Source organism: Phytobacter diazotrophicus, from assembly GCF_052061655.1.
In the GTDB taxonomy this organism is placed as follows: Bacteria; Pseudomonadota; Gammaproteobacteria; order Enterobacterales; family Enterobacteriaceae; genus Phytobacter; species Phytobacter diazotrophicus.
Genome location: NZ_JBQGXD010000002.1, coordinates 13,915 through 37,290 on the forward strand (window position 1 = coordinate 13,915; position 23,376 = coordinate 37,290).

Below are 23,376 nucleotides of genomic sequence, written 5' to 3' on the forward strand. Positions count from 1 at the left end.
CCGGGAGGAATCGGACTACACAGACCTTGCCAAATCTAAGCCAGTTCATAGTAATCCACTTTCGAGATACAAGGAGGAGCATATGGGCACACCACGATTTCCACCTGAATTTAAGGAAGAAGCCGTCCGTCAGATAACGGAGCGCGGTTATTCCGTTGCCGAAGTATCCGACCGTCTGGGCGTTTCTGCACACAGCCTCTACAAGTGGCTACGGGCTATCAAGCCTGATAACAGCGAACAGCATGCCCGGGATTTACTGGAAGCCAAAAGCGAGATCCTGAAACTCCGGGCGCAGCTGAAAACGCACCGAAGAAGAACGGGATATCCTGAAAAAGGCCGCGCGGTACTTTGCAAGGGAGACCGACTGAAGTACCGCTTTATCAATGAGCACCGCACTGTATGGGGTGTGATGACGATGTGTCGGGTACTGAATGTCGCCCGGGCCGGGTTCTATGCGTGGCTGCACAACCCTGTCCCGGCGCGTGATAAAGATAACCAGCGCCTGCTGATACTTATCCGCGACTCATATTCCCTGAGCGGAGGAGTATACGGTTACCGGCGGGTTCATGGCAATCTGAACGAAATCGGGGAAACCTGCGGTAAAAACCGGGTGGGCCGCATCATGCAACTGAACCGGATTAAAGCCGTACGCGGCTATAAAGCGCCGCGTCGTATCGCTGGCCGACCTTCAGTGGTTGCCCCTAATCGCGTGCAGCGGCAGTTTACTGTTGTCCGGGCCAGTCAGGTCTGGGTCACAGACATCACTTACATCCGCACCTGGCAGGGCTGGCTGTATCTGACGGTGGTTATCGACCTCTTCGCCCGTAACGTGGTCGGCTGGTCAATGAAACCTACGCTGTCGCGGGATGCGCTGATGATGGCCGTCTGGCGTCGAAAACCGGACAGCGAGGTCATCGTACACTCGGACAGTAAGAATATCGGCGTCAGTTTTCATCATCATGTTTGCTGTTTTGCCTGACCGGTGGATCACTGATGCAGTGAAGGCTTCCCGGTTTCCTGACTCACACTCTGAACGACCAGCAATGTGTCTTTCCCTGGACCCGTCGGTTATCGGGAAGTACTCCATGCGAGGCTTCTCCTCACCGCTACGCGTGACTCAAGAAGGGCCTGACGGCTTGTCTCTTTGCTGTCCTGTCAGGGTTATCGTCAGGGGGAAATGACGAATAATTGCAGGTACAGGAATAACCTATGGCAAAGGCAAAACCCGTTCATTTATCGCCTGTCGTTGGTGGCGTTGATACGCATAAAGATTTACATGTTGCTGCTGTGGTTGATCAAAATAATCGGGTCTTAGGTAGTGAGTTTTTCGCGACAACACGTCAGGGATACCGTCAGATGCTGGCCTGGATGGCATCTTTCGGAACTGTTAAGCGCATCGGAGTTGAATGCACAGGCTCCTACGGTGCAGGTTTATTGCGTTATCTCCAGAGTACCGGAGTGGAAGTTCTGGAGGCCACAGCACCAGATAAAATGGAACGCCGTAAGCGAGGCAAAAGCGATACCATCGATGCAGAAAGTGCTGCTCGCGCAGCTTTTCACGCATACGAACCGTCACACCAAAACTCGTAGCGGAATGATTGAAGCGTTGCGTGTCCTGAAAGTCTGCCGCAAAACGGCTGTTGCTGCGCGACGTATTGCACTTCAAATGATCCAGATGAATATCGTTTCGGCCCCGGATGAGCTACGTGACCAGATACGTCACCTCACGAGGATGCAGTTGATCCGTACCCTGGTTTCGTGGCGGCCCGACGTTACCGCCTATCGTAATGTCCAGGATGCTTACCGTATTGCGCTGAAATCCCTGGCTCGCAGATATCTTGAACTGCATGATGAAATAGCCAATCTGGACATCATGATAACGTCAATAGTCGATGAACTGGCCCCGGAACTTATCAAATGTAAAGCAGTGGGGTATGAATGTGCTTCGCAGCTGTTGATCACGGCTGGCGATAATCCTCAGCGTCTGAACTCGGAGTCTGTCTTCGCGGCTCTATGTGGCGTCAGCCCTGTCCCAGTCTCTTCCGGGAAAACAAACCGTCACAGGCTTAACCGTGGTGGTGATGGTGCGGCCAATAGTGCCCTGCACATTATTGCCATTGGCCGATTACGCACGGACACGAGAACACAGGAGTATGTGGCAAAACGGTAGCTGAAAGGACACTCGAAAATGGAAGCACTGCGTTGCCTTAAACGTTATATCTCACGTGAAGTCTATACGCTTCTACGTAATCAAAACCGACTAATCAACAGTACTCAAATAACAACTTGACTCTTAGAAGGGCGTCCAGGGGTCCAGGGCAGCCAGTACGGCAGCGACGACTGGCAACGGTTCTGTCGGCCAATAATCTGGCACCAAGCATGAGCCGGCGTGGCAACTGCCAGGATAATGCGGTGGCCGAATCGTTCTTCAGTTCGCTGAAAAAAGAACGGATCAGAAAACGTATCTATAAAACCCGGGATCTGGCCGGACGGATATCTTCGATTACATTGAAGTGTTCTACAACCGGCCCGGCGTCACAGTCACCTTGGCGGCGTCAGCCCGGAGGCCTTCGGACAGGCCTCGTCGTGAGGACAGAATTTGTCTACTGCCGTGAAAAACTGATTTGGCGATATCAATACCAACAACTCTGATCGGGGTCGTCTCAGAAAAACGGAAAATAAAGCACGCTAAGCCGGTTGCAGCGGCCGTAGCGGCCTGAACTTGCCCGCGCCGATCTTGGCGCTGCTGCGCCAGAGGTAATCGCCGGTCAGGTTGATGTGCTCCCAGCCGAGCGGCGACAGGTACTGCAACAGGCCGTCATCGACGGCTTGACCGTGGCCACGCAAGGCGTTCGCGGCCCGCTCCAGATAGACCGTGTTCCATAGCACGATGGCCGCCGTCACCAGGTTGAGGCCGCTGGCCCGGTAGCGCTGCTGCTCGAAGCTGCGGTCGCGGATTTCCCCCAGGCGGTTGAAGAACACGGCGCGGGCCAGCGCGTTGCGCGCCTCGCCTTTGTTCAGCCCGGCATGCACGCGGCGGCGCAGCTCGACGCTTTGCAGCCAGTCCAGGATGAACAGTGTGCGCTCGATGCGTCCCAGCTCACGCAGGGCGACGGCCAGGCCGTTCTGGCGCGGGTAGCTGCCAAGCTTCCTGAGCATCAGCGAGGCCGTCGCCGTGCCCTGCTTGATCGAGGTGGCCATCCGCAGGATTTCATCCCAATGGGCGCGGACGTGCTTGATGTTGAGCGTGCCGCCGATCATCGGTTTCAACGCCTCGTAGGTGGCATCGCCCTTCGGGATGTAGAGCTTGGTGTCGCCCAGGTCACGAATGCGCGGGGCGAAGCGGAAGCCCAGCAGGTGCATCAACGCGAAGACGTGGTCCGTGAACCCTGCCGTGTCGGTGTAGTGCTCCTCGATCCGCAGGTCGGATTCGTGATACAGCAGGCCGTCGAGCACGTAGGTCGAGTCGCGCACGCCGACGTTCACGACCTTGGTGTGGAACGGCGCGTACTGGTCGGAGATATGGGTGTAGAACGTCCGCCCTGGGCTGCTGCCGTATTTCGGATTGATGTGGCCGGTGCTCTCGGCCTTGCTGCCGGTGCGGAAGTTCTGGCCGTCCGACGATGACGTGGTGCCGTCGCCCCAATGCTCGGCGAAGGGATGTCGGAACTGCGCGTTGACCAGCTCGGCCAGTGCCGCCCCGTAGGTTTCGTCGCGGATGTGCCAGGCTTGCAGCCAGGCCAGCTTGGCGTAGGTCGTGCCGGGGCACGATTCCGCCATCTTGGTCAGGCCCAGGTTGATCGCGTCGGCGAGGATCGTGGTCAGCAACAGGTTTTTGTCCTTGGCCAGGTCGCCTGACTTCAGGTGGGCGAAGTGCCGGGTGAAGCCCGTCCATTCGTCTACCTCCAGCAGCAATTCGGTGATCTTGACGTGCGGTAGGATCATCGCCGTCTGGTCGATCAGGGCCTGTGCGGTATCGGGCACCGCCGCATCGAGCGGCGGTGATCTTCAGGCCCGACTCCGTGATGATGGCGTCCGGCAGCTCGTTGGCCAGCGCCATGCGGTTGACGGTGGCGAGCTGCGTTTCCAGCAGCGTCAGCCGGTCATGCAGGTACTGGTCGCAATCGGTGGCCACGGCCAGCGGCAATTCGCTGGCCTGCTTGAGGCTGGCGAATTTCGCGGGCGGCACCAGGTAGTCCTCGAAGTCCTTGAACTGGCGCGAGCCTTGCACCCAGATGTCGCCGGAGCGCAGCGCGTTCTTCAGCTCCGACAGCGCGCACAGTTCGTAGTAGCGCCGGTCGATGCCGGTGTCGGTCATCACCAGCTTCTGCCAGCGCGGCTTGATGAACTCGGTCGGCGCGTCGGTGGGCACCTTGCGGGCGTTGTCGCTGTTCATGCTGCGCAGCACCTCGATGGCGTCGAGTACGTCCTTGGCGGCGGGCGCGGCCCGCAACTTGAGCACGTCGAGAAATTCCGGCGCGTAGCGGCGCAGCGTGGCGTAGCTCTCGCCGATGCGGTGCAGGAAATCGAAGTCCTCGGGTTGCGCGAGCCGCTGCGCTTCGGTGACGCTCTCGGCGAAAGCATCCCAGGACATGACGGCCTCGATGGCGGCGAACGGATCGCGGCCCGCTTGCTTGGCCTCGATCAGCGCCTGGCCGATGCGCCCGAACAGCCGCACCTTGGCATTGATCGCCTTGCCGGATGCCTGGAACTGCTGCTGATGCTTGTTCTTGGCGGCATTGAACAGCTTGCCCAGGATGCGGTCATGCAGGTCGATGATTTCGTCGGTGACGGTGGCCATGCCCTCGATGGCGAGCGCCACCAGGGTCGCGTAACGCCGCTGCGGCTCGAACTTCGCCAGGTCGGCGGGCGTCATCTGGCCGCCCTCGCGGGCGATCTTGAGCAGCCGGTTCTGGTGAACCAGCCGCTCGATGCCGGAGGGCAGGTCGAGCGCCTGCCACGCCTTGAGGCGTTCGATGTGTTCCAGCATGTGCCGCGAGTTCGGTTTGACCGGGGATTGCCGCAGCCAGGCCAGCCACGTCGTCTTGCCGTTGTCGCGGCGCTTGAGCAGATCGTCGAGGCGACGGCGATGCACGTCCGTCAGCGGCTCAGCCAAGGCGTCGTAGAGACGCCGGTTGGCGCGGGTAATCGCTTCGGCGCTCGCCCGCTCGACGGCGTTGAGGGCGGGCACAATGACCGACTGCCGCCGCAGGTGCTCGATCAAGGCTCTGGCCAGCACGATGCCCTTGTCGGTTTGCATGGCCAGCTCGGTCAGCAACTGGACAGCCTGCCGGTAGTGGCCAATCGTGAACGGCTGGAAGCCGAACACCGTTTGCAGCTCGACCAGGTGCTCGCGTCGGGTCTGCTCACGCTGCCCGTACTCGTCCCAGCTTTCGATGCCGACCTTGAGCTGGTTGGCGACCAGTCTCAGCAATGGCGGGAACGGTGGCTCATCAGCGCCAAGGATGACGCCGGGAAAGCGCAGGTAGCAGAGCTGCACCGCGAAGCCCAGCCGATTGGCCGGGCCGCGCCGCTGCCGGATGATGGAGAGGTCGCTTTCGCTGAACGTGTAGTGACGGATCAACTCATCCTTGGTGTCCGGCAACGCCAGCAGGCTTTCGCGCTCGGCGGCGGAGAGGATCGAACGGCGGGGCATGCGGTTTCCTTCTTCTTGAAAACGTAGGTTTGTGACAAGCCCGCCAAGGCAACCGGCGCGGCACGGGAATCAAGGCATTGCGATTCTCGAAAATAGTTCTTGAAATTCTATTCTTGATTGCATATCATCTCAACGAGTTTCGATAAGAAAGGATGCGCATGCGACCGTCTGTTGTGCTTGACATGAAGCGAAGCGCAGTGCGTGAAGCGGTAGGCCGCTTTCGCGCCGCGAACCCGCGCGTCTTCGGCTCGGTGCTGCATGGCACCGACCGGGATGGCAGCGACCTCGACCTGTTGGTCGATGCGCTGCCGGTGCCACGTTGTTGGACTTGGGCGATTTGGAAGAAGAACTGAAATCGCTGCTCGGCGTTGACGTCGATCTGCTGACTCCCGGCGACCTGCCGCCGAAGTTCCGGGCCAAGGTGCTCGCGGAGGCGCAACCGATATGAGCGAGAACCGCCTGCCCGATTACCCTCGACCACATTCAGCAGGCCGCAACCGATGCGCGCAGCTTCGTGGAAGGGATGGCCAAGGACGACTTCTTGGCCGACAAGCGCACCCAGCAGGCCGTCATCATGAGCCTGATCGTCATCGGCGAGGCGGCCACAAAGGTGATGGATGGCTACGTCGAGTTCACCCAGGCGCATGCCGACGTGCCGTGGCGCAGCATGCGCAATATGCGTAATCGCATGGCTCACGGCTATTTCGACATCAACCTCGATGTGGTGTGGGAGACGGTACAGGAATGGCTGCCGGCGTTGCTCCAGCAATTGCCCGCCGTGCGTCAGGATGCCGACGATGAAGACCGTAACGACAACTGTGAAAGAGGGATATCCGATGACTGTTGAATCGAGAATATTTTCTGTAGCCGAGTATGTTCAGCCGTCCGAAGGCGAGCCTATTGGTTCCGTTGTGCTTGAAACCCGAGACTCAATTATCGTGGTTTGGCATGTCCATCCCGGGCAGGAAATTGCGGCTCACATTCATCCTCACGGCCAAGACACGTGGACTGTTTTGTCGGGAATGGCTGATTACTTTCAGGGCAATGGGATTGTTCGTGCCCTCAGGGAAGGTGAGATAGCCGTGGCAAGACCGGGCCAAGTGCACGGGGCGCGAAATACAGGTACCGAGCCATTTGTGTTAGTCTCGGTTGTGGCATCAGCCAATGCCGGTTTCGTATTGGCTGAGCGATAGAGCCCAATCTCTGGAGTTGGTCCAATGAGCGGTCGGGGAGATAGGTAACAGACATGCAGCGGACACGGCTGCTAAACCAGGTCGCAAACCTCCTTGCGTCGCAGCGTGCCGCAAGCGACGCGATCGAATCGAATGGGGCCGGCATGAGACTGAACACCATCCAGTTCCCGCCCGCGTACCCGCCTGTCCTGCCGATCAGGTCTTGACCATCTACGCCTGGGATCAGTCCTGAATGTTCTTGGAGACCACTACGTTATGAGCCGCATCCGCCGCAAAACACCATCGTCGGGCACACGACCTGCGGCAGCGAGCGCGAGGACAAGAAGCTCTGGCATCAGCGCTGGCGCACCCGTGAGCGCACGGCGCTGACCAGCGCGTCGCCCGAAGCCCTGAGCGCCCATCTGCCCCTGCTGGAAAACCAGGCCAGCAGCGTCTGGTCGATGGGCAAGGATGGCCGCTCCTACTGGCCCGTCAAGCGCCAGGCCGCCACGGCGGATCGCATCGCCAATCACAAGGGACGCAACCCGCAAGAACGCGCCTCCCTGAAAAAGCGCCTGCTGCGCAAGTGGATGAGCAAATGAAGCTCTCCTTCCATCAGCACATTGCGCTGTTCTGGATGATCGGTGCTCCGGGCGTCTTCGCGCCCGTGATCGAGAACGCCAAGCGGCCCGATGCCGGCGCCGTCATGGCGTGGGGTGTCGCGATCGTGGCGGTGATGATCCTCTTCACCCCTTTGCTGCTGCGCTGTCCACCATTCCGGCGCTGGTATGGCCGGACGGATGCGCTGTCGGAGCGGCAGCGCCAGGCGCTTGCCGAGCGCGGCCTGCGCCGCTACTACCAGACCGCTTTCGATGACGGCTACGTGCCCCGCGTGATGCCCTACGTGTGGCGCATCATCTGGACGGTCGGCGGGTTGATGGCTGTGACCGCCGTACTGCCTACCAACACCGGACGGCCAGCCTTCGATGCCTTGGTGGTCTTCTCGACCTGGTATCCGATAGGCGTGATGCTGCTGGTTTTCGCGTCGAGGCCCCTTGGCCGGTTGATTCGCCAAAGAGCACAGGAGCGGCGGAAATGAGCACGTCAACCATCGAGGCGCTGGCCAGCGCCTGGGCAAGGATTGCCGAGGAAGCGGAATTCCCGCTGACTACGAGGGGACTGCCACACCACAAGCGCATCGGGCTAGCGAAGCTATTCAGGAGCAGATTCGGGAGCGCATCGTCGCCACCAACGACATGCGGCTGTTCAGCCTGCTGCACCTGCTGGGTCAGGCGTCGCTGCGCATGGAGCAAGCGCTGTGGCCGGAGGATTACGAGCGGATGACGCGCGAGGTTGAGGAAGCCCTGCGGCAAGCCACCGACGCCAACGCCAGATCGTACACCCACGAAGAAGTGATGCAGGCGATGCAGGAACGCATCGACCGGGCGCGAGACAAGCCATGTTGATTGGCTATGCGCGCGTCTCGACGCAGGATCAGAACCTGGAGCTGCAACGCGAAGCCTTGAGCAAGGCCGGATGTAAAAAGGTCTTCGAGGACAAGGTGAGTGGCACGCGGGCAGACCGGCCTGGCTTGGCCAAGACGCTCGAAATGCTGCGCGAAGGCGATACTTTGGTCGTCTGGAAGCTCGACCGGCTGGGCCGGTCGGTCAAGCAACTGGTCGATCTGGTCGGCGATCTGCACAAGCACGGTGTCCAGTTCAGGAGCCTCACCGACTCCATCGACACCGGCACACCATCCGGGCGGTTCTTCTTCCACGTCATGGCGAGCCTTGCCGAAATGGAGCGCGAGCTGACCGTCGAGCGCACCCGCGCCGGGCTGGAAGTCGCCAAGCAGCTCGGCCGCAAAGGCGGCCGCAAGCCGAAGATGACCGACAGCAAGATCGAGTCGGCCAAGAAGCTGCTGGCCAGCGGGGTGCCGCCCAAGGACGTGGCCAAGAACCTCGGCGTGTCCATTCCGACGCTGTACCGCTGGGTGCCAGCCTCCACGCACGCTTAGCGTGCTTTATTTTCCGTTTTCTGAGACGACCCCTGATCGTGCTCATGTGATTTACTCCCGTAACAAACGCAGACAGTAAAAGTATGGCACTGGCTGCATCAGGAAAGGGCGTCCATCACATCACTGTGCGTTGATAAAGGCGACGGTAGATATTCAATATTGTACATAAGTCAGTCCTAATTAATATATAAGCCACCCAAAGGTGGCTGAGGTAAGATTACTGCAGCTTCGCTGCCCTATGCCGCATTTTTGTTGTAACCGACGTGGGCAACCAGCAGGGCAGCGAGACTGCTCTAGAATTCGGGTCGGGAATAGGTGTCAGTCACAATTGTGGCGAAAATTCAGTACGTTGAATGTTTCCTTACAACACCGTTTTTTATCATTTAAGAAAGTCCTGTAGCTGCTTCGACCAATAGTAAGGAATGATTTTTTTTACGGTTACGCCATTAAAACGAGAGTCTTCCTTCCATTCACCGCCCTTGTTTTTGACAACAACAGCACCCTCCCCCTACTCCAATAAGGTCACCATTTTCGCACTCGGCATAAGAAGAAACTTCAGGCTCTAGGGAATGTTTTTTATCCTCAAATGCTGAGTTAAAGTTCTTATCGTTACTGTTAAACAATATGGATCCCGGGATAACGAATATGCGCCCATTCTTGTTTTTTACCAGCATCAGAGAGTACTTACTCATGTCTGGCGCATTATAAAACACTACTGGAGAAAGACCATCAAATTTAAAATTAACAAACCTCTCTTTTCCAGAGCATATTAACTCTAAAGGCAGAAGATAACATTTTTCCCCATTATCGATATAAACATCCAGTATCTTACCTCTGGTATCATCATCCAGTTTTTGATAGTTTTCAGTGAGTGATCCCGCCACGGAACTCCAGTTATCAGAAAATGTGTAAGCCTGAACAGAACCATTTTCATGAAGAACCAAGGGATAACCAAGATTGAGGACAAGAGCAGTTATTTTATCATTGAATTCATTGATAACTGAGATGTCAACCCCATCAAAAAACAATACTGAATCGCCACGGGTTTAACAGACACCTCAGAGTCATTTAAGATGGCTTAAAGAGAGGTACCATGAGCGGTAAGCGTTATCCCGAAGAGTTTAAAACTGAAGCAGTCAAACAGGTTGTTGATCGCGGTTATTCTGTTGCCAGCGTTGCAACACGTCTCGATATCACCACCCACAGCCTTTATGCCTGGATAAAGAAGTACGGTCCGGATTCTTCCACTCATAAAGAACAGTCAGATGCTCAGGCCGAGATCCGCCGTCTCCAGAAAGAGCTGAAACGGGTTACCGACGAACGGGACATATTAAAAAAAGCCGCGGCATACTTCGCAAAGCTGTCCGACTGAGGTACGCCTTTATCCGTGACAACTCCTGTTGCTGGCCTGTTCGCCTGCTCTGTCGGGTGCTGGATGTTCATCCCAGTGGTTTTTACGCCTGGCTTCAGCAGCCGCATTCACAACGCCATCAGGCAGACCTGAGACTGACAGGACAGATTAAACAGTTCTGGCTGGAGTCGGGATGCGTCTATGGTTATCGCAAAATCCATCTGGATATGCGTGACAGCGGGCAACAGTGCGGAGTAAACAGAGTCTGGAGACTGATGAAACGTGTCGGAATAAAGGCTCAGGTCGGATACCGAAGCCCGCGGGCACGTAAAGGCGAGGCCAGTATCGTGTCACCCAACAGGCTCCAGCGACAGTTCAATCCGGATGCTCCTGATGAGCGTTGGGTAACGGACATAACCTACATCAGGACCCACGAAGGCTGGCTGTATCTTGCCGTTGTTGTTGATTCTGTTCTCACGCAAAATTATCGGCTGGTCCATGCAATCCCGGATGACAAAGGACATTGTCCTGAACGCACTGCTGATGGCTGTATGGCGGCGTAATCCCGAAAAACAGGTGCTGGTTCATTCGGATAGGGGCAGTCAGTACACAAGCCATGAGTGGCAGTCGTTCCTGAAATCACACGGCCTGGAGGGTAGCATGAGCCGTCGCGGTAACTGCCATGATAATGCGGTTGCAGAAAGTTTTTTCCAGTTGTTGAAACGTGAACGGATAAAGAAAAAGATCTACGGAACGCGGGAAGAAGCCCGCAGTGATATTTTTGATTACATCGAAATGTTTTATAACAGTAAGCGTCGGCATGGTTCTAGCGAACAGATGTCACCGACAGAATATGAAAACCAGTATTATCAACGGCTCGGAAGTGTCTAGATTATCCGTGGCGATTCAATACTCTGTTTTTGAATCCAACATTAATCCGCCTTTTTTTAGTCCAAAGGGGACATTATTGAAGCTATATTCAATGGATTGTGCAATAAGCGTTCTTACCCTGAACTTATCATCTTTATCTTTTAGGGTGTTGTGTAGTCTCAGCAGGTATGACATTGCATACGCATGGCTACCCTGCTCTTCAAATGAGACATCACATTCGGGAAATGAAAATGACTTATACAAACCATGAGTGCATTTTACATGCTTGTAGCCATCCATATGACGAGCTTCATGAACAATCACCGTAGCTAACTGGGAAACGGGCATCCTTCCATTAATAATACACAGGCGGATAATTTTATCCGTTTTTTCAGGTCGAGGACAACGCCTCCTTCATTGAATCCGCATAAACTGGAGCTTTCAGGCATGAGAATTATTTTTCTAACCTTTTCATTAATATAGGTAAAAAAATCAATACCCTTGCCATCGGGAGCGTTATTGATTTTTTGAATAGAAACGGTATTGATTTGTTCCAGAGCCAATATGGTTTTTTTAAACGCATCTTTATCGCATTTATCAGCTGCCGTGTATTTTTTCGTCTCCTTTCCCGTATCATCAATGGCCGTGATGTCGAACCGGGAAAGCATGGACTTTGCCAGGCCTGGAGACAAACAAACGTCCTTCTCAACAGCATACACGGTTGTACAAGGACAAAGCATAAGAAGTACGACAATAGATTTGAAAAATGACTTATCCAGACGCATGGAACCCCTTTTTATCGTTATGGTAGCGTTTAGCAACAAGCACTTAAAGCCTATCTTGATAGGACTTTATTCCAGACGATGAGACCACAGGTAAAATGCAACATAGCCTCGTAATTTTCGGTCTATTTTCCTATCTGGTCAGAACCTGGCGAAAGCGATTCATCCGCCTATGTGTCCTCTCGACGACCCAAGGGTGGGCTTTAACGTTTATGTTTTTTCTGGCGTTATAAATGCGTTTACGGTGCATACCTAGCGGATGATCGGTTTTGTGTGGGGGAATAAGCAGGGCCATTTTCTCCCAACGTTCATCGCTTCTCCGCCACTTGCTGCACCGTCACATTTTTACATTTAGAAATTATCAGTTCCGACATTATGACAATCACTTCTAGTGATAGTTAGACGGATTTATTATAAATAAGCTCAGTAACGAAGGCAAAAAAATGCCTCCCGTGCATTCCAGCACCCGACTAGGATGATTTCTGAGCGATAATCGTTTTCCCAGAGTGACCATGTTTTTGTAAACAGGGTGGACAGGTAGGCGCACCGGCTTCATTCATTACGTCCGAATGGTGAAGGCGAGTCATGGGTATGCATTTGTTTTTGTAATTGTTCCTGGAGGAAAAGAATTAATCGCATATGGACGTATAAATGTAGCAGGGAGGACTGATTATTTGTCATACAAATTTGATTTGTAATACGCTAATCAGGCGGACTTATTTATCTCTTCATTTTTTATCGTGTTATTCCCGCGGGGAGCGTTTGTCGGTTATTTATCACTAGTCAGCAATAAGTTTTAATAAAACAGGGCTGGGATTTGCTGAAGGTGATTCTGACCCATCATTTCTTTGGGTGATACTGGCTCTGGTATTGATTGTGGCAGGCATTTTATACTGGATTATAAATAAAATTCATGTCAGAGCCTGACCAGCAGATAGTTGGCAACCCGGGCACTACGCCAACTGAAGAGTGTCTCGGTCGTGGATGCCACGAAATTATACATGTAAGTCAGTTGGGGGCTTGGAATATGCGGTAAACTCGCCTCGCTGATTTACCGCTGAACGCCATTCTGTGTGCTCTGCTGCGAGTAAATTATTTTGTGGTACCCAGTCGATACCGGTTGCGTCCCGAGGAATGAGAAACACTGACAGATGATAATCCGTGCTGCGTCAGAAGGTCTTTGACGTGGTCTTCGGTATAGACGCAATTCGGTCCGATGATCACTTCCTTAATGGCACTTAGATTTTCATAAGACGTCAGAAGCTTATGATACGTTGCGTTCTCATTGTATGCATTAACACGTTCATCCAGGGCATATTTATCATCTCTGCCTTTATCAAGCTCGACTATCACGCGTGTTTCACGTTCGTCCTGAAAGTATCGAATCTTTATACAGCGCCGCGAGGCGACGTAGTCCCCGCACCATAAATGGGTATTTGAGCAGCGGGTTTTGATATTCCAAGCTATTGATCAAAGCGGACGCTCTTTCAAGGAACTCGTCTTTGTCGTAATTGAGCATAGTGTGGAACTACGGCTTATCCAGCCAGGTAAGACAACGCAGAACGGATATATTGAGAATTTTAACGGACGCTTTCGCGATGAGTGTCTGAATGAATACGGGTTCAGCGATATTCTTCATGCCCGGAAAACGATTAATGACTGGCGACAGGATTATAACGAGTGCCGTCCCCATTCATCGCTGGATTACCAGACACCAGCTTAATTCGCAACGGACTGGCGAAACAGGAAATATGAAGAAAAACCAACCGACATTACTAACTGAAGGTTGTATCTAATCACGGTGGCAGGTCACTGAAGGTATTGCAACTAAGTTAGCTATACTAATATCTAGAGGTAAAGTTTCTCATTATTTAAAAATAATGCATAATGTGGTGATCTTTTCTCCCAGCACCTGTAGAATGGGAAAAAAGTCATTTTAAGGAGATATGACAATGGCGAAAAATAGATACAGCATTAGTCTCATTCGTAATGAGAGGGAGTCAGATTATTTTGATTTTTGGGAAAAGGGTTTAAAGGTGAATAAATTGGGTGAAAGTTTGCACTCAGATCTAGTTGGGTTTGAAGTAATAGTTGAGGCTAGTAATCTGCAAGAAGCAATTTCTATTGTTAAAGAGAAACATCCTTGTTCAACTATAGTTGAACATTACTCATCTAAAGTGGGATAGTATGAAATAATGATCAGTCGGTCTGGTAATTGAGATACGACTGTCTTCTTTGAGTTACTCGTCGGTTACTTGCTTTTCTGATGGCCGCCTAAATTTGTTCTGCGGTCGCAACTCCTGGGGAAACGGTAATAGTTTTCGGCTTGGTGTTGTTCACCGGTATTACAATCAGCCCCCGTGTAAGCACACCCGTTTTTATTTGCACTGAGCTTCGGACCCCAATTTCGTCAAAAGTCGTCAGACTGTTTTTTATCCATACAAGAAAAGATGTAATCCGAGAAGCTTTTGAAAAAAAGAGAAAAAACAAAAAAAATTGAAAAAACAAAGCAAAAGACTGAAATTAAAAGAGCCAGATTTGGACGACGATATTAAAAATATAAAAACAATGGTTAACTTTCTGCTGAGTTATATGGAAAAGGAGTTGATAAGAAAAATGGCTCGTGAGGGCTATTTTTCTTATCAACGTTTTATTTATTTCCTGCGCAAAACAACAATTCCTTCTGATTTTTTTGTGATCTTGTAATCCCCTCTAAGTTTCTTTAGAACACTTAGGCTTCTTACTGATACTGCCATTGATATAGCTGCTGTTGTGGCCGCTGTTCCCAGTACACCGAAAGCAGCTCCCGTTCCAGCCAAAGCCGATACTGCTGTTGCGGGGGCTGCGGCTCCGCCAGTACCAACAGTTGCGATTGCAGCATAGAAAGCAATGCCGATTGAGCCAAAGGCGATAACCCAAGCCACTGTTCCTGTTGCCTTTATTCTGACAGTCTTTCTTGCTAAGTCGCCTTCTATTGTTATGGTGCTCTCATTTTTTTCGATAGCACTGGCTAACTCTTTTTCTGTTTTAACATTCATTTTTTTTCTCCTTTTGAATTACTTGCATAGATAAAAAAACCTATAACAATCAATATTATAAATAAAGGAGGGAAAGCAATGCAGAGAGCTATGGCACCGAAAAATATAACAGCACCGATAATTATACCTATTATATTACCAATAAGAGGTAATATTAACTTGAAAACTATTATTGCTAATATAATTCCTGCTATTATTAGAAAAATCACAAATCACTCCATTGATACTTTTTTATATCGATATTCTTATATCTCTTTATGAGAGTCACTGCTGCGTTGTAAGAACAGTTCAGCTCAAATGTTATCTCATCGAGAGAAAAACCGTTAGAACGCATTGTGTAAGCTTTTAAGCGTCTTTCCTTAGCTCTTGACTCGTATTCTTCCCTATCTATGGCTGTGTATTTTTTAACCGTTGTAATGGAGATGTTGAATTTTTCTGCCAGTTGCTCTTGTGTTAATCCGTTTCTGCTAACTCTCATTTTCACCTCCTAAGAATCTGATCATATTTTCTATATTTTATTGTTTTTTATGGTTATTTTTCTTCTTTCCATCATTCACTCTTCCTCGATGAGCCTGAATGCTGAACGACTAAAATTTTTCCAAGTCCATTTTCCTATGCTTCTGGCCGTTGCTTTCACTTCTCCAAAAGGTAGTAAGTTCTTTGGATTGCATAACGTATTTAAATTAATGGCTTGGTTCTCTATTTCTCGCATCCAAGAATCAAAATTTGACGAACCTTAAACTCTAAAACGTGCCTATAAGCATACAAGCGCAAATCGTCAAAAAGATTAACATTTCGCCCAAGGCCATACTCCAGCCCTCTCTTTCCTTTTGGGTTAAATCTACATAGTGCGGACACCAGAAATATTAATCTGGTCCCCCAGTATGGCGGAGAATACCATCACCGCGCAATACAAATGGCGGTAAATTTCACCCGGCTCAGGACGGGATTTTGGCACGCGAAATAACTAAGTTCTGGAGGACTTTCAGAAGACCCTTGAGGGTTTAATGATCAATTTTTGCCTTAACGTACAATAATCTTTGATATCCAAACTGACCCGGATCTGCGCCTGTTGCTCGGGCGTGAATACAAGCGCAGAGGCCGCATGGAGCGGATTTAATTGCAAAACAGTGTATGTTGTAACTAAATTAATGAGTGTTTTTCTGGCATTCATCAGTGGTTTCCTAGCGTTCTTTCTGAATTGTTTGTGTGCGTACGGGCTCATCATGTTCGATGGCACGTCCACGTTCATTGCCGTTGGGCAGGAGAGTGACATCAACGCGTTTTTGCTCGACAAGCCCGACGGCGATCCGTTCTGCGGTCCGTGAAAGTTCCTGGCTCTCTTTGGTTCGGTCAGGAAGCACTATCCCATCCGTGTTTATTGGTACCGCAGGTTCTGGACGAACGGCCGCCGAAATCCGGCTGAGCATCTCTTTATCAACGGTACCCGGCTACGGAGAGCGGGATGCCTGTGCGGGAATAACGGGGATATCGGGCACGGGTTCGGCAGGAATGATGATTGATTCCGGTTCCTGTGTTGCCTTTTTAAGTGCCTCTGCCTGTTGTCGTGCGCTCTCCTCTGCGGTCTGACGTCGCACTACCAGTTCCTCACTGGCACGCTCCACAGCCCCGTGTAGTGGTCAACTAAAACTGGCCACGGCTTTAGAGTTTTTCCAGTATCGGTTTTCCGATTCGTTTGGGGGTAACCCACCGTTATAGTCATGCGGCCTTAGCGAGCTGTAATACCCGACGATATAGTCTGTAATCGCATGAGCAGCTTCGCTAAAGTTTGTTTAACCAGTCACTGGCACCCACTCGTTTTTCAGACTTCTGAAGAAGCGTTCCATCGGGCTGTTGTCCCAACAGTTTCCTCGTCGGCTCATACTCTGCCTGATCCGGCAACGCCACAGTAACTGCCGGAACTGCCTGCTTGTATAGTGGCTACCCTGCTCACTGTGGAACATCACTTCGGCTGGTTTACCGCGAGCTTCCCACGCCATTTCCAGCGCTTTGATGGTCAGCCTGCTGTCCGGCGAGAATGACAATCCCCAGCCCACCGGTTTCCTTGCGAACAGATCGAGAACAACTGCCAGGTAAGCCCAACGTTTACCTGTCCAGATATACGTCACATCGCCGCACCACACCTGGTTAGGTTCTGTCATTGCGAACTGTCGCTCAAGGTGATTCGGGATAACGATGTGTTCATGACCACCACGTTTATACCGGTGGGTAGGCTGCTGACAACTCACCAGCCCCAGCTCTTTCATGAGCCTGCCGGCAAGCCAGCGTCCCATTCTGAATCCTCTCAGGGTTGCCATAATCGCGATACTTCTTGCGCCAGCAGAGCCATGGCTGATGTTATGCAGTTCCAGAACCTGACTACGTAACACAGCTCGCCTGCCATCTGGCTTTTCAGGGCTTTTTTCCCAGTATTTGTAGCTGCTTCGATGAATCCCGAACACGTGGCAGGGTGTGACCACAGGATACTGCGCTCTGAGTTTCCCGATTAACGAGAACTGTTCAGGGAGTCTGACATCAAGAGCGCGGTAGCTTTTTTTAATATATCGTTTTCCATTTCAATGCGTTGTAGCTTTTTCTTCAGCTCACGTATTTCAATTTGTTCCGGGGTTATAGGGGAGGCTTCAGGTATTTTTCCCTGTCGTTCATCCCGCAACTGCTTTACCCATCGCGTCATGGTAGAAAGGCCCACATCCATAGCACTGGCCGCAGCTGCAACGGTGTAGTTCTGATCAAGGACCAGTTGAGCGGATTAGCGTTTAAACTCTGCACTGAAATTTCTTTTTTTCATTGAGGCACCTGTAATGTTCTGAGGTGAGCATATCACCTCTGTTCAGGTGGCCAAATTCAGTAAACCACTTCAGTTCTCGGGGGAGACGTTTAACCTCATATACAAAAATGAGGTGGCAAACATCGTCATGCCCGGGGAGTCGGCAGATGACGCATCAGAGCTGAACGGAGCATTGAATGTCATGGGCGTGGTGATGGTTTTCTTTGTACTGTAAAAATACCAGGCGAGAGAACCAATCAGGACATTAGCGACGGTGCTCATCATTACCCAGCTGAGCAGGCCGATAAATACGTAGCGGAGAAGTTTATCCCGACTTCGCCTGAATTTTAATTTCACTTATTCACGCCCTCCAGTGCCGGAAACAGGAATCAGGCAGTGCCTTAAATGTGACTCTGAAAATAATGGCCGGGAGGTGCCAGTAACAAAAATTCAGTAACCAGTACGATCCCTGCCCTTTTTTCAGATACCTGATTAACCACCAGAGAAAACCCGAAACTATCCCCAGAGTGGTCGACATATTAAATGCGATACCTAACAAAGTCAGAGGGGCTATGACGATAAGTTCGTCGATGGGAAGACCAAAGAATCGGGCTTGCTGATTGAGTGTTTCCGGGAAGTAGTATTTATTTTCCTCCCCGGCCATTGTTACCCCGCAATACCGAAGCAAATGCGGGTAAAAATAACAACACCGAGGAAGCCGATGAAAACTGCGGGAGAGCGGGATTTGATATATAAAAACAAAGCCGCAATGATTTCACCGTAATAAAAATATTTTTACAGCGAAGAGCCGTGACCGAATGTGCCCGTCACGGTGGAGTCCTGTGTCGACAGTAAATCGGTTCCGGTTGCATATGCCGCATGTGCAACCATAAGTGAAACTAAAATTAACCCTCCATTACGAGCAAGATTTTTCAATTGAATATATTCACGGGCTTTGCGAAATACAGACGCTACCGCCCATCCCTTTCTGGTGCTAAGGGCACTACCGGCAGTGGCCATGCTTGATTCTCCGGATGTTTACAAAAGTTTTTTGCGTAAGTATTTGTTTACGATGGTATTAGCGTCTCATGGCTCTAAAAAAAACTGTGAGCACCATTAAACTTTTCAACATGATTAGGAATTATCCGAGTAACGGGAGAACATACCCTAAGCTATGCAGGTACACGTCCTGTGTAGTCAGGGATCTATAGCCATGAAAGTAAAAGAAAACATGTGGGAACGGCGCGGACGTCCAAAGAAGTTTCAGCCAGGGGATGCGGTGGAGTGGCGGCTGCGCGCGCCGAATAACTTGTTAATGGAATTGCGTGTTTGCGCAAGAGCAGGTGACAGGAGTGTTAATGACGAAATTATTGCAAGGCTTTTAATTTCCCTTAATTACCAGCCTCATATTACGGTTATCAGAACGGTGGAGGGGGAACGGTTAATTTCGATGACAGTTAAATTTGAGCACTGGCTGGATTTCATTCTGGGCCGCGAAAATGATTTCGTGATCGATAGCAGTGCGGGGAATAACGCTCATGAACAAGCCTGGATGTGGCGTGAAGGAGAGCGTGTGCTTATTCCGGGTAAAACATCGGGTTACAGTATGCGACTCCCCCAGAATCTGGCAGATGAAATCAGAACTATGGCGCGGATACATAAGCGCAGTCTAAATGATGAAATGCTTACCAGTTTGATGAATTCGCTGGGATATTTAACTGAACGTATACTGGATAACAATGAAGGCACACAGGCATTAAAAGTTTTAACGATGGCGTTTGAGTGGTATCTGAGAGAGAAAATTTCGGAAGCGAAGAAGGTGCCGCTTCCCTGGGGAAAACCAGACTGATTTGGTGATCGATGGCTGGCATTGTTGTCAGCCATCTTTTTATTCTTCAGCATTGACGAAGTGCAACTTCTCAGCATTCGACTCTGCGGTGTTAATTGCCCCAATGGTCTGGCTCAGATAGACCTCAATTTTTTGCATTTCGTCAGGTCCTTTCATGGTGAGATACATTTCAGTGATGAGTGTTGCAATTATCATCATTCCCTAACGTGTCCCGCTGACCTTAGCAATCAGGTCTCTTCTGTAGCCTTCCAGGTCAAAAGAACTGCTCTCTTCTCGTGATTTATGCACCATGAGTCCCAGCTTAACCAGCTCATTAACCTGTGATGAATAACTTATATCTTCTCCTTTGGCACCCTTTTGTCTTTCAATTTCGATTATGTTTTAAATTTCGCGATCGATTTTATCTTTGAAGTAGATATTCTTGCGGGGCATATATTTATCACCAAGTGTTTAGCAGTGCTGAATCCGGCACTGTCAGATATTAATCCATGTGTAAGTTCGCGGGGTTGTTGCGCTAATAATGTGTGTGGGTACAGCACTTGTCAATATGAGAATTGCTTTATACCGGTGTGTGCCAATAGCACTAAGGATGGTGTGTTAGTCCGGCACTATACCTACATAACCAATTGATATTTAAACAGTACACACCTTTAGGCCATGCAACAGTGCCGCTACCGGCACTAACAGGTGTGTGTACGTGGCACTGTTTGGTGGCCGTTAAAAGCACCGTAAGGTGTGTTATTTGACACACCTTTTTTCTCAAGTCTACCCAGCGACATAAATATCAAAGAATAACCACCTGAATCTAAAGAAAAAATCTGCAAGACGAAGTCTTGCGTGGGGTGTGAGGTTTTTACTGTTAGCAAAAAGCGGCTTTAAATAAGAGAGTTGGCTTACCTTTTAATATTTGAAATGTTGTCAAAAAGGCGTCTGGAAGCGCTCCCTGCGCGTTTGCAAGGAGAGTTCTTGATTTAAACGATTGCGAAGGGTATTTTTTAAATCGCCTCGCTTGGTCAATTACAGGCGCCCAGATCAATGAGGAATAAAATGAAATATCTACCACTCAGTTTTTTTGGCGCTGACGTTAACCGCTCAGGCCACGCCTGAATTATGTTTTGATGAAGCGGGGCGTGATTACCATGTTGATCCGATTTTGCTTATGCCAATATCCATTCAGGAGAGCAGGTTAAACCCGCGAGCCATAAACAGTACCAGTGCAGGTGGGACTGAAGATGTCTGTGCAATGCAGCTTAATAGCAATAATTTCAGCAAGCTAAAAAATTCAATATTACACGTGCAGATTTGTTTAATAATCCTTGCATCTGTGTTTACAGTGGCGCATGGGTTCTTGCAAAAAATTTTCAGGCATACGGCAGAAACTGGGACAGCGTAGGGATTTATAATGCAGGTCCAAGACCAGACCGTATGAAAGTAAGACGCGAATACGCGAGAATTATTAAAAGTATCTACACCGTTTTACTCGCGAGAAAAAACATACTGGAAAGGAAATCAGGCGTTCCCGGAAAAACATCACCTTTTGATGATAAAACCGATGCAACCACAAAAATATATGACATAAAAAAAACCGGGTAACCGGGTTTTCATTTTCTAGCTCTTGAGCTTTGCAAACTCTTCGACCATTTTCCACAACGCCTGATTTAGTTTTATATCGCCATCGATGCCGGTTACAGGCAGTGTGGTCGTATTTTTTCCTTTGGCCATTCTGCCAAATAAACCGCCCTTGATCAGGTTTTCCTGCACTGTATTGTAAGTTGTTAACGGCGCGGAACAAGATTTTTTTCCGGCGTTACTGGCGCATCTTTACCCTCATACTTGATGTCGAGAGCAGTATTTGCAAGGAGTATTCTTTCGGCAGGCGATACCGTGATCCATTTCATCATCTCAATATTTTCAGTGATATTGTCGAATATCCCCAACACCTCATATGCTCCTTCGATGACCTGCCCGACAATATATCCTTTATGAGGCACATTAATCTCAACGAAAGATTTCCAGCAGACCAGCCCATTCGTGCAGACCTGCCGATACATACCGGGGATCATTTTATAACTGCTCGACCCATCGTGTAAGTTAAGCAAAAGAATCTCGGGCACTTCTTTACCCGAAAAATTATCGCCCCGACGTAAACGCAACATATGTTTTGTATATTCCCGACGGTCCGGATTACGCACCCGAGACTGACTGGCGTAATAAGGCTGGAATTCCTCTTCACGCAGGTGATCCAGTAATGCAATGGTCGGAATATAGGTATATCTATCAGAGGGCGATTCTGGCGAATTGATGTTGGTGCGGTATAACGGCTGGATAAACGGATCATGGTTATCTCCTTTAAAAAGTTATTTAACGCCCAGACGACGGAACATATCGGCGATAATGTTTCGCCTGGTATAAGAGGCTCCTGCTACCTTCAAATCTTCCAGAACGTTCCAGGCATAGCTCACCTCATCGCCGTACAAAGCGATAAGAGATGCTGTTTTAGGTCCAGGACAGAATTCCCCCATCTTCCTTGAAGATTCCTTTGTGGCGGTTTTGACGTTGACGTTTCGTGTGTGCATTCTTCATTTCTCCTCTGGCGATTGTTAATCCATCTTCCTGGTGAGTTCCCCTGCGGCAAAGGGCGAAGTAGCGACGGCGAACGGAAAAGACCAGGGCGCGCCTGCGCGTGCACTTCACCCTGGTGTTTTTCGGAAGAACGGTACTACGAACAGCCCTCCGCCGGGGAATCATCCGGGGTGATGGTCATCGCCGGACTGACAGGATGCACACACACGATCCGGCAACGTCACACCACCGGGTCGCCCTTAAAGAAAGCGCCGGCACCCATCGCCGGTGCGGTGAGAGCGGCGCGTCCCCCGGACGCAGCAAGCGCGCCCCGGACCTTCACCATCGGACACTAGCGAGCAGCCAGAAACCGCGCAGCGGGTTCGGCGGAGCTTAGCCGGCGGCCTGCCGCCGGGTTAGCGGAGTGTGGCCCTGACGACCCGGCCGGAACGGACGGGAAGCCGAAGGGGGCCAGTGTCGTGAAAGTGGTTTTTCTGTTTTTTGTGGTGCTCCGGCGTATGCTGGAATTGCGCAAAAAAAGCGCAACCGGAGGCGTTCTCATGTCAGAAAATGAAGACGAAGATGATGCTGAAGACGCGTTTTACGACGAGACGTGCAGGATAGTGGGCCAGTGCTGCCTGATGCTGGCCATCAACGATGCAGAAACCGACCGGGCGCAGCTGGTCTGCCAGCTGAAACGGCTTCACTGGAAAATCATGCAACTGACTAGTGAATCCCACAGCGGGATACTGATGGCCATCGAGCAGCTGGAGACGGCGGAGATGTATGAGGAGAGGACGGGCAGGCGGCGGGAGTAAAGCGGAAGCGCCGCAGGCGCATCCGCCCGTTCCCCCGTACCCCGGAGGGGAACAGCCGTTCCGGGTTTTGCGGTCGCGCCGGAAAGAAAAGGGGGCTGCAAGTCGGACAACTGACAGCCCCTTGTAAAGGCGCTTTCGGCAGAACTGACCCCTCAGTTCTGAAAAGGCGGGGTTTCCCCCGCCTCCAGGTAGCTTACTTACCGGATTCGTAAGCCATGAAAGCCGCCACCTCCCTGTTCGTGTCCCTGTACCGGATTTCGCAGAGCGATTTACGGGTCAGGTAAGTGAATATCAACAGTGTGAGACACACTATTAACACGCACCAGAGCAGGGTACTTCGTGGCAGTTTCATAGCTGACTTCTCCTTGCCTTTCGGCAGGTAAGCGGCTAATCTGTTGGTGTCTAGTCATACAGATTAAGCCTCGGGTTAATTGAAAAAATTACTCGGGGCTTTCTGCTTTTTGCCACACAAC

At 51.0% G+C, this 23,376-nt stretch carries 19 protein-coding genes and 14 pseudogenes; 16 read left to right on the forward strand and 17 right to left on the reverse strand.

Translation table 11 applies throughout. From position 1 onward, the window contains the following. Positions 1-82: 82 nt before the first annotated feature. The 3 pseudogenes from ACS0RQ_RS27480 to ACS0RQ_RS27490 all read left to right on the forward strand — a co-directional run. Positions 83-928 (forward strand): annotated as a pseudogene (locus tag ACS0RQ_RS27480) (IS3 family transposase); the annotation flags it as partial. Positions 929-1,209: 281 nt separating this feature from the next. Beyond that, positions 1,210-2,290, forward strand: a pseudogene (locus tag ACS0RQ_RS27485) (IS110 family RNA-guided transposase). A 24-nt stretch (positions 2,291-2,314) separates the two neighbouring features. Further along, a pseudogene (locus ACS0RQ_RS27490) lies at positions 2,315-2,590 on the forward strand (IS3 family transposase); the annotation flags it as partial. 98 nt (positions 2,591-2,688) lie between these two features. Here ACS0RQ_RS27490 and ACS0RQ_RS27495 read toward each other — a convergent pair. Further along, positions 2,689-5,656 (reverse strand): annotated as a pseudogene (locus ACS0RQ_RS27495) (Tn3-like element ISPa38 family transposase). 158 nt (positions 5,657-5,814) lie between these two features. Here ACS0RQ_RS27495 and ACS0RQ_RS27500 point away from each other — a divergent pair. The 7 genes and pseudogenes from ACS0RQ_RS27500 to ACS0RQ_RS27530 all read left to right on the forward strand — a co-directional run bounded on the left by ACS0RQ_RS27500 (position 5,815) and on the right by ACS0RQ_RS27530 (position 8,845). Then, a pseudogene (locus ACS0RQ_RS27500) lies at positions 5,815-6,104 on the forward strand (nucleotidyltransferase family protein). Next, a pseudogene (locus tag ACS0RQ_RS27505) lies at positions 6,101-6,503 on the forward strand (HepT-like ribonuclease domain-containing protein). The pseudogenes ACS0RQ_RS27500 and ACS0RQ_RS27505 overlap by 4 nt, the downstream one beginning before the upstream one ends. After that, positions 6,493-6,849, forward strand: a complete 357-nt coding sequence (locus ACS0RQ_RS27510) for a cupin domain-containing protein (RefSeq protein ID WP_499079371.1) — start codon at positions 6,493-6,495, stop codon at positions 6,847-6,849. Before ACS0RQ_RS27505 ends, ACS0RQ_RS27510 begins: the two are co-directional and overlap by 11 nt. Positions 6,850-7,104: 255 nt before the next feature. After that, a pseudogene (locus ACS0RQ_RS27515) lies at positions 7,105-7,430 on the forward strand (hypothetical protein). Next, positions 7,427-7,927, forward strand: coding sequence for a hypothetical protein (locus tag ACS0RQ_RS27520; protein ID WP_003100856.1), 501 nt, complete (start codon positions 7,427-7,429; stop codon positions 7,925-7,927). The pseudogene ACS0RQ_RS27515 and the gene ACS0RQ_RS27520 overlap by 4 nt, the downstream one beginning before the upstream one ends. Then, positions 7,924-8,294, forward strand: a pseudogene (locus tag ACS0RQ_RS27525) (hypothetical protein). The gene ACS0RQ_RS27520 and the pseudogene ACS0RQ_RS27525 overlap by 4 nt, the downstream one beginning before the upstream one ends. Continuing rightward, positions 8,288-8,845 (forward strand): recombinase family protein, encoded by a 558-nt coding sequence (locus ACS0RQ_RS27530; RefSeq protein WP_003100847.1) that lies wholly within the window; start codon positions 8,288-8,290, stop codon positions 8,843-8,845. Before ACS0RQ_RS27525 ends, ACS0RQ_RS27530 begins: the two are co-directional and overlap by 7 nt. A gap of 470 nt (positions 8,846-9,315) precedes the next feature. Here ACS0RQ_RS27530 and ACS0RQ_RS27535 read toward each other — a convergent pair whose 3' ends face one another. Then, on the reverse strand, positions 9,316-9,873 hold the full coding sequence (locus ACS0RQ_RS27535; RefSeq protein WP_499079372.1) for a hypothetical protein: 558 nt from the start codon (positions 9,871-9,873) through the stop codon (positions 9,316-9,318). A gap of 65 nt (positions 9,874-9,938) precedes the next feature. Between ACS0RQ_RS27535 and ACS0RQ_RS27540 the strand changes: the two are divergent. Next, a pseudogene (locus tag ACS0RQ_RS27540) lies at positions 9,939-11,087 on the forward strand (IS3 family transposase). Between the two features lie 15 nt (positions 11,088-11,102). Here ACS0RQ_RS27540 and ACS0RQ_RS27545 read toward each other — a convergent pair. The 3 genes and pseudogenes from ACS0RQ_RS27545 to ACS0RQ_RS27555 all read right to left on the reverse strand — a co-directional run. Beyond that, positions 11,103-11,414 carry a hypothetical protein gene (locus ACS0RQ_RS27545; protein WP_499079374.1) on the reverse strand — a complete coding sequence of 104 codons (312 nt, stop codon included), beginning with the start codon at positions 11,412-11,414 and terminating at the stop codon, positions 11,103-11,105. Then, a complete protein-coding gene (locus ACS0RQ_RS27550) occupies positions 11,396-11,851 on the reverse strand; it encodes a hypothetical protein (RefSeq protein ID WP_499079375.1) in 456 nt (151 codons plus the stop codon). Before ACS0RQ_RS27550 ends, ACS0RQ_RS27545 begins: the two co-directional genes overlap by 19 nt. A gap of 50 nt (positions 11,852-11,901) precedes the next feature. Further along, positions 11,902-12,056, reverse strand: a pseudogene (locus ACS0RQ_RS27555) (IS5/IS1182 family transposase); the annotation flags it as partial. Positions 12,057-13,361: 1,305 nt separating this feature from the next. Here ACS0RQ_RS27555 and ACS0RQ_RS27560 point away from each other — a divergent pair. Both ACS0RQ_RS27560 and ACS0RQ_RS27565 read left to right on the forward strand, forming a co-directional pair. Then, a pseudogene (locus ACS0RQ_RS27560) lies at positions 13,362-13,571 on the forward strand (integrase core domain-containing protein); the annotation flags it as partial. 229 nt (positions 13,572-13,800) lie between these two features. Next, positions 13,801-14,034, forward strand: a complete 234-nt coding sequence (locus ACS0RQ_RS27565; protein ID WP_499079376.1) for a hypothetical protein — start codon at positions 13,801-13,803, stop codon at positions 14,032-14,034. A gap of 468 nt (positions 14,035-14,502) precedes the next feature. Here ACS0RQ_RS27565 and ACS0RQ_RS27570 read toward each other — a convergent pair whose 3' ends face one another. The 7 genes and pseudogenes from ACS0RQ_RS27570 to traL form a co-directional block, all read right to left on the reverse strand. Then, positions 14,503-14,886: a hypothetical protein gene (locus tag ACS0RQ_RS27570; protein ID WP_103255466.1), complete on the reverse strand. Its 384-nt coding sequence runs from the start codon at positions 14,884-14,886 to the stop codon at positions 14,503-14,505. Continuing rightward, complete coding sequence (locus ACS0RQ_RS27575) at positions 14,883-15,095, reverse strand: hypothetical protein (protein ID WP_103255465.1); 213 nt, start codon at positions 15,093-15,095, stop codon at positions 14,883-14,885. Before ACS0RQ_RS27575 ends, ACS0RQ_RS27570 begins: the two co-directional genes overlap by 4 nt. Beyond that, positions 15,092-15,364 (reverse strand): helix-turn-helix domain-containing protein, encoded by a 273-nt coding sequence (locus ACS0RQ_RS27580; RefSeq protein WP_103255464.1) that lies wholly within the window; start codon positions 15,362-15,364, stop codon positions 15,092-15,094. Before ACS0RQ_RS27580 ends, ACS0RQ_RS27575 begins: the two co-directional genes overlap by 4 nt. A 973-nt stretch (positions 15,365-16,337) precedes the next feature. Next, entirely contained in the window at positions 16,338-16,484 is a 147-nt protein-coding gene (locus tag ACS0RQ_RS27585) for a hypothetical protein (RefSeq protein ID WP_158643684.1), read from the reverse strand. Positions 16,485-16,526: 42 nt separating this feature from the next. Continuing rightward, positions 16,527-17,647 (reverse strand): annotated as a pseudogene (locus tag ACS0RQ_RS27590) (IS3 family transposase). Between the two features lie 117 nt (positions 17,648-17,764). Then, positions 17,765-18,031 (reverse strand): TraE/TraK family type IV conjugative transfer system protein, encoded by a 267-nt coding sequence (locus ACS0RQ_RS27595; RefSeq protein ID WP_103255462.1) that lies wholly within the window; start codon positions 18,029-18,031, stop codon positions 17,765-17,767. Between the two features lie 4 nt (positions 18,032-18,035). Continuing rightward, on the reverse strand, positions 18,036-18,338 hold the full coding sequence (gene traL, locus ACS0RQ_RS27600; protein WP_103255461.1) for a type IV conjugative transfer system protein TraL: 303 nt from the start codon (positions 18,336-18,338) through the stop codon (positions 18,036-18,038). Between the two features lie 549 nt (positions 18,339-18,887). Between traL and ACS0RQ_RS27605 the strand changes: the two genes are divergently transcribed. Then, positions 18,888-19,523 carry an Arc family DNA-binding protein gene (locus tag ACS0RQ_RS27605; protein ID WP_165159872.1) on the forward strand — a complete coding sequence of 212 codons (636 nt, stop codon included), beginning with the start codon at positions 18,888-18,890 and terminating at the stop codon, positions 19,521-19,523. 39 nt (positions 19,524-19,562) lie between these two features. Here ACS0RQ_RS27605 and ACS0RQ_RS27610 read toward each other — a convergent pair whose 3' ends face one another. Together ACS0RQ_RS27610 and ACS0RQ_RS27615 are read right to left on the reverse strand one after the other, a co-directional pair. Further along, positions 19,563-19,721 (reverse strand): hypothetical protein, encoded by a 159-nt coding sequence (locus tag ACS0RQ_RS27610; RefSeq protein ID WP_271851155.1) that lies wholly within the window; start codon positions 19,719-19,721, stop codon positions 19,563-19,565. 3 nt (positions 19,722-19,724) lie between these two features. After that, positions 19,725-19,901 carry a relaxosome protein TraM gene (locus tag ACS0RQ_RS27615; protein WP_499079386.1) on the reverse strand — a complete coding sequence of 59 codons (177 nt, stop codon included), beginning with the start codon at positions 19,899-19,901 and terminating at the stop codon, positions 19,725-19,727. Positions 19,902-20,682: 781 nt separating this feature from the next. Here ACS0RQ_RS27615 and ACS0RQ_RS27620 point away from each other — a divergent pair. Beyond that, positions 20,683-21,116: pseudogene (locus ACS0RQ_RS27620) on the forward strand (lytic transglycosylase domain-containing protein). 15 nt (positions 21,117-21,131) lie between these two features. On the opposite strand, the pseudogene ACS0RQ_RS27625 reads toward ACS0RQ_RS27620, so the two are convergent. Both ACS0RQ_RS27625 and ACS0RQ_RS27630 read right to left on the reverse strand, forming a co-directional pair. After that, positions 21,132-21,880: pseudogene (locus ACS0RQ_RS27625) on the reverse strand (DUF932 domain-containing protein); the annotation flags it as partial. After that, positions 21,881-22,099: a hypothetical protein gene (locus ACS0RQ_RS27630; RefSeq protein WP_142518468.1), complete on the reverse strand. Its 219-nt coding sequence runs from the start codon at positions 22,097-22,099 to the stop codon at positions 21,881-21,883. It lies immediately after the preceding pseudogene. Between the two features lie 465 nt (positions 22,100-22,564). Between ACS0RQ_RS27630 and ACS0RQ_RS27635 the strand changes: the two genes are divergently transcribed. Beyond that, positions 22,565-22,903 (forward strand): DUF2767 domain-containing protein, encoded by a 339-nt coding sequence (locus tag ACS0RQ_RS27635; protein WP_334634487.1) that lies wholly within the window; start codon positions 22,565-22,567, stop codon positions 22,901-22,903. Between the two features lie 193 nt (positions 22,904-23,096). Here the strand turns inward: ACS0RQ_RS27635 and ACS0RQ_RS27640 are convergent, their stop codons facing one another. After that, complete coding sequence (locus ACS0RQ_RS27640) at positions 23,097-23,255, reverse strand: type I toxin-antitoxin system Hok/Gef family toxin (RefSeq protein ID WP_014063856.1); 159 nt, start codon at positions 23,253-23,255, stop codon at positions 23,097-23,099. Positions 23,256-23,376: the final 121 nt, after the last annotated feature.

Bases quoted from the DNA above. Each gene is read 5' to 3' on its own strand.
- ACS0RQ_RS27510 (WP_499079371.1), top strand. From the start codon at position 6,493: ATGACTGTTGAATCGAGAATATTTTCTGTAGCCGAGTATGTTCAGCCG.
- ACS0RQ_RS27520 (WP_003100856.1), top strand. From the start codon at position 7,427: ATGAAGCTCTCCTTCCATCAGCACATTGCGCTGTTCTGGATGATCGGT.
- ACS0RQ_RS27530 (WP_003100847.1), top strand. From the start codon at position 8,288: ATGTTGATTGGCTATGCGCGCGTCTCGACGCAGGATCAGAACCTGGAG.
- ACS0RQ_RS27545 (WP_499079374.1), bottom strand. From the start codon at position 11,414: ATGCCCGTTTCCCAGTTAGCTACGGTGATTGTTCATGAAGCTCGTCAT.
- ACS0RQ_RS27550 (WP_499079375.1), bottom strand. From the start codon at position 11,851: ATGCGTCTGGATAAGTCATTTTTCAAATCTATTGTCGTACTTCTTATG.
- ACS0RQ_RS27565 (WP_499079376.1), top strand. From the start codon at position 13,801: ATGGCGAAAAATAGATACAGCATTAGTCTCATTCGTAATGAGAGGGAG.
- ACS0RQ_RS27570 (WP_103255466.1), bottom strand. From the start codon at position 14,886: ATGAATGTTAAAACAGAAAAAGAGTTAGCCAGTGCTATCGAAAAAAAT.
- ACS0RQ_RS27580 (WP_103255464.1), bottom strand. From the start codon at position 15,364: ATGAGAGTTAGCAGAAACGGATTAACACAAGAGCAACTGGCAGAAAAA.
- traL (WP_103255461.1), bottom strand. From the start codon at position 18,338: ATGGCCGGGGAGGAAAATAAATACTACTTCCCGGAAACACTCAATCAG.
- ACS0RQ_RS27605 (WP_165159872.1), top strand. From the start codon at position 18,888: ATGAAAGTAAAAGAAAACATGTGGGAACGGCGCGGACGTCCAAAGAAG.
- ACS0RQ_RS27610 (WP_271851155.1), bottom strand. From the start codon at position 19,721: ATGATGATAATTGCAACACTCATCACTGAAATGTATCTCACCATGAAA.
- ACS0RQ_RS27630 (WP_142518468.1), bottom strand. From the start codon at position 22,099: ATGCACACACGAAACGTCAACGTCAAAACCGCCACAAAGGAATCTTCA.
- ACS0RQ_RS27640 (WP_014063856.1), bottom strand. From the start codon at position 23,255: ATGAAACTGCCACGAAGTACCCTGCTCTGGTGCGTGTTAATAGTGTGT.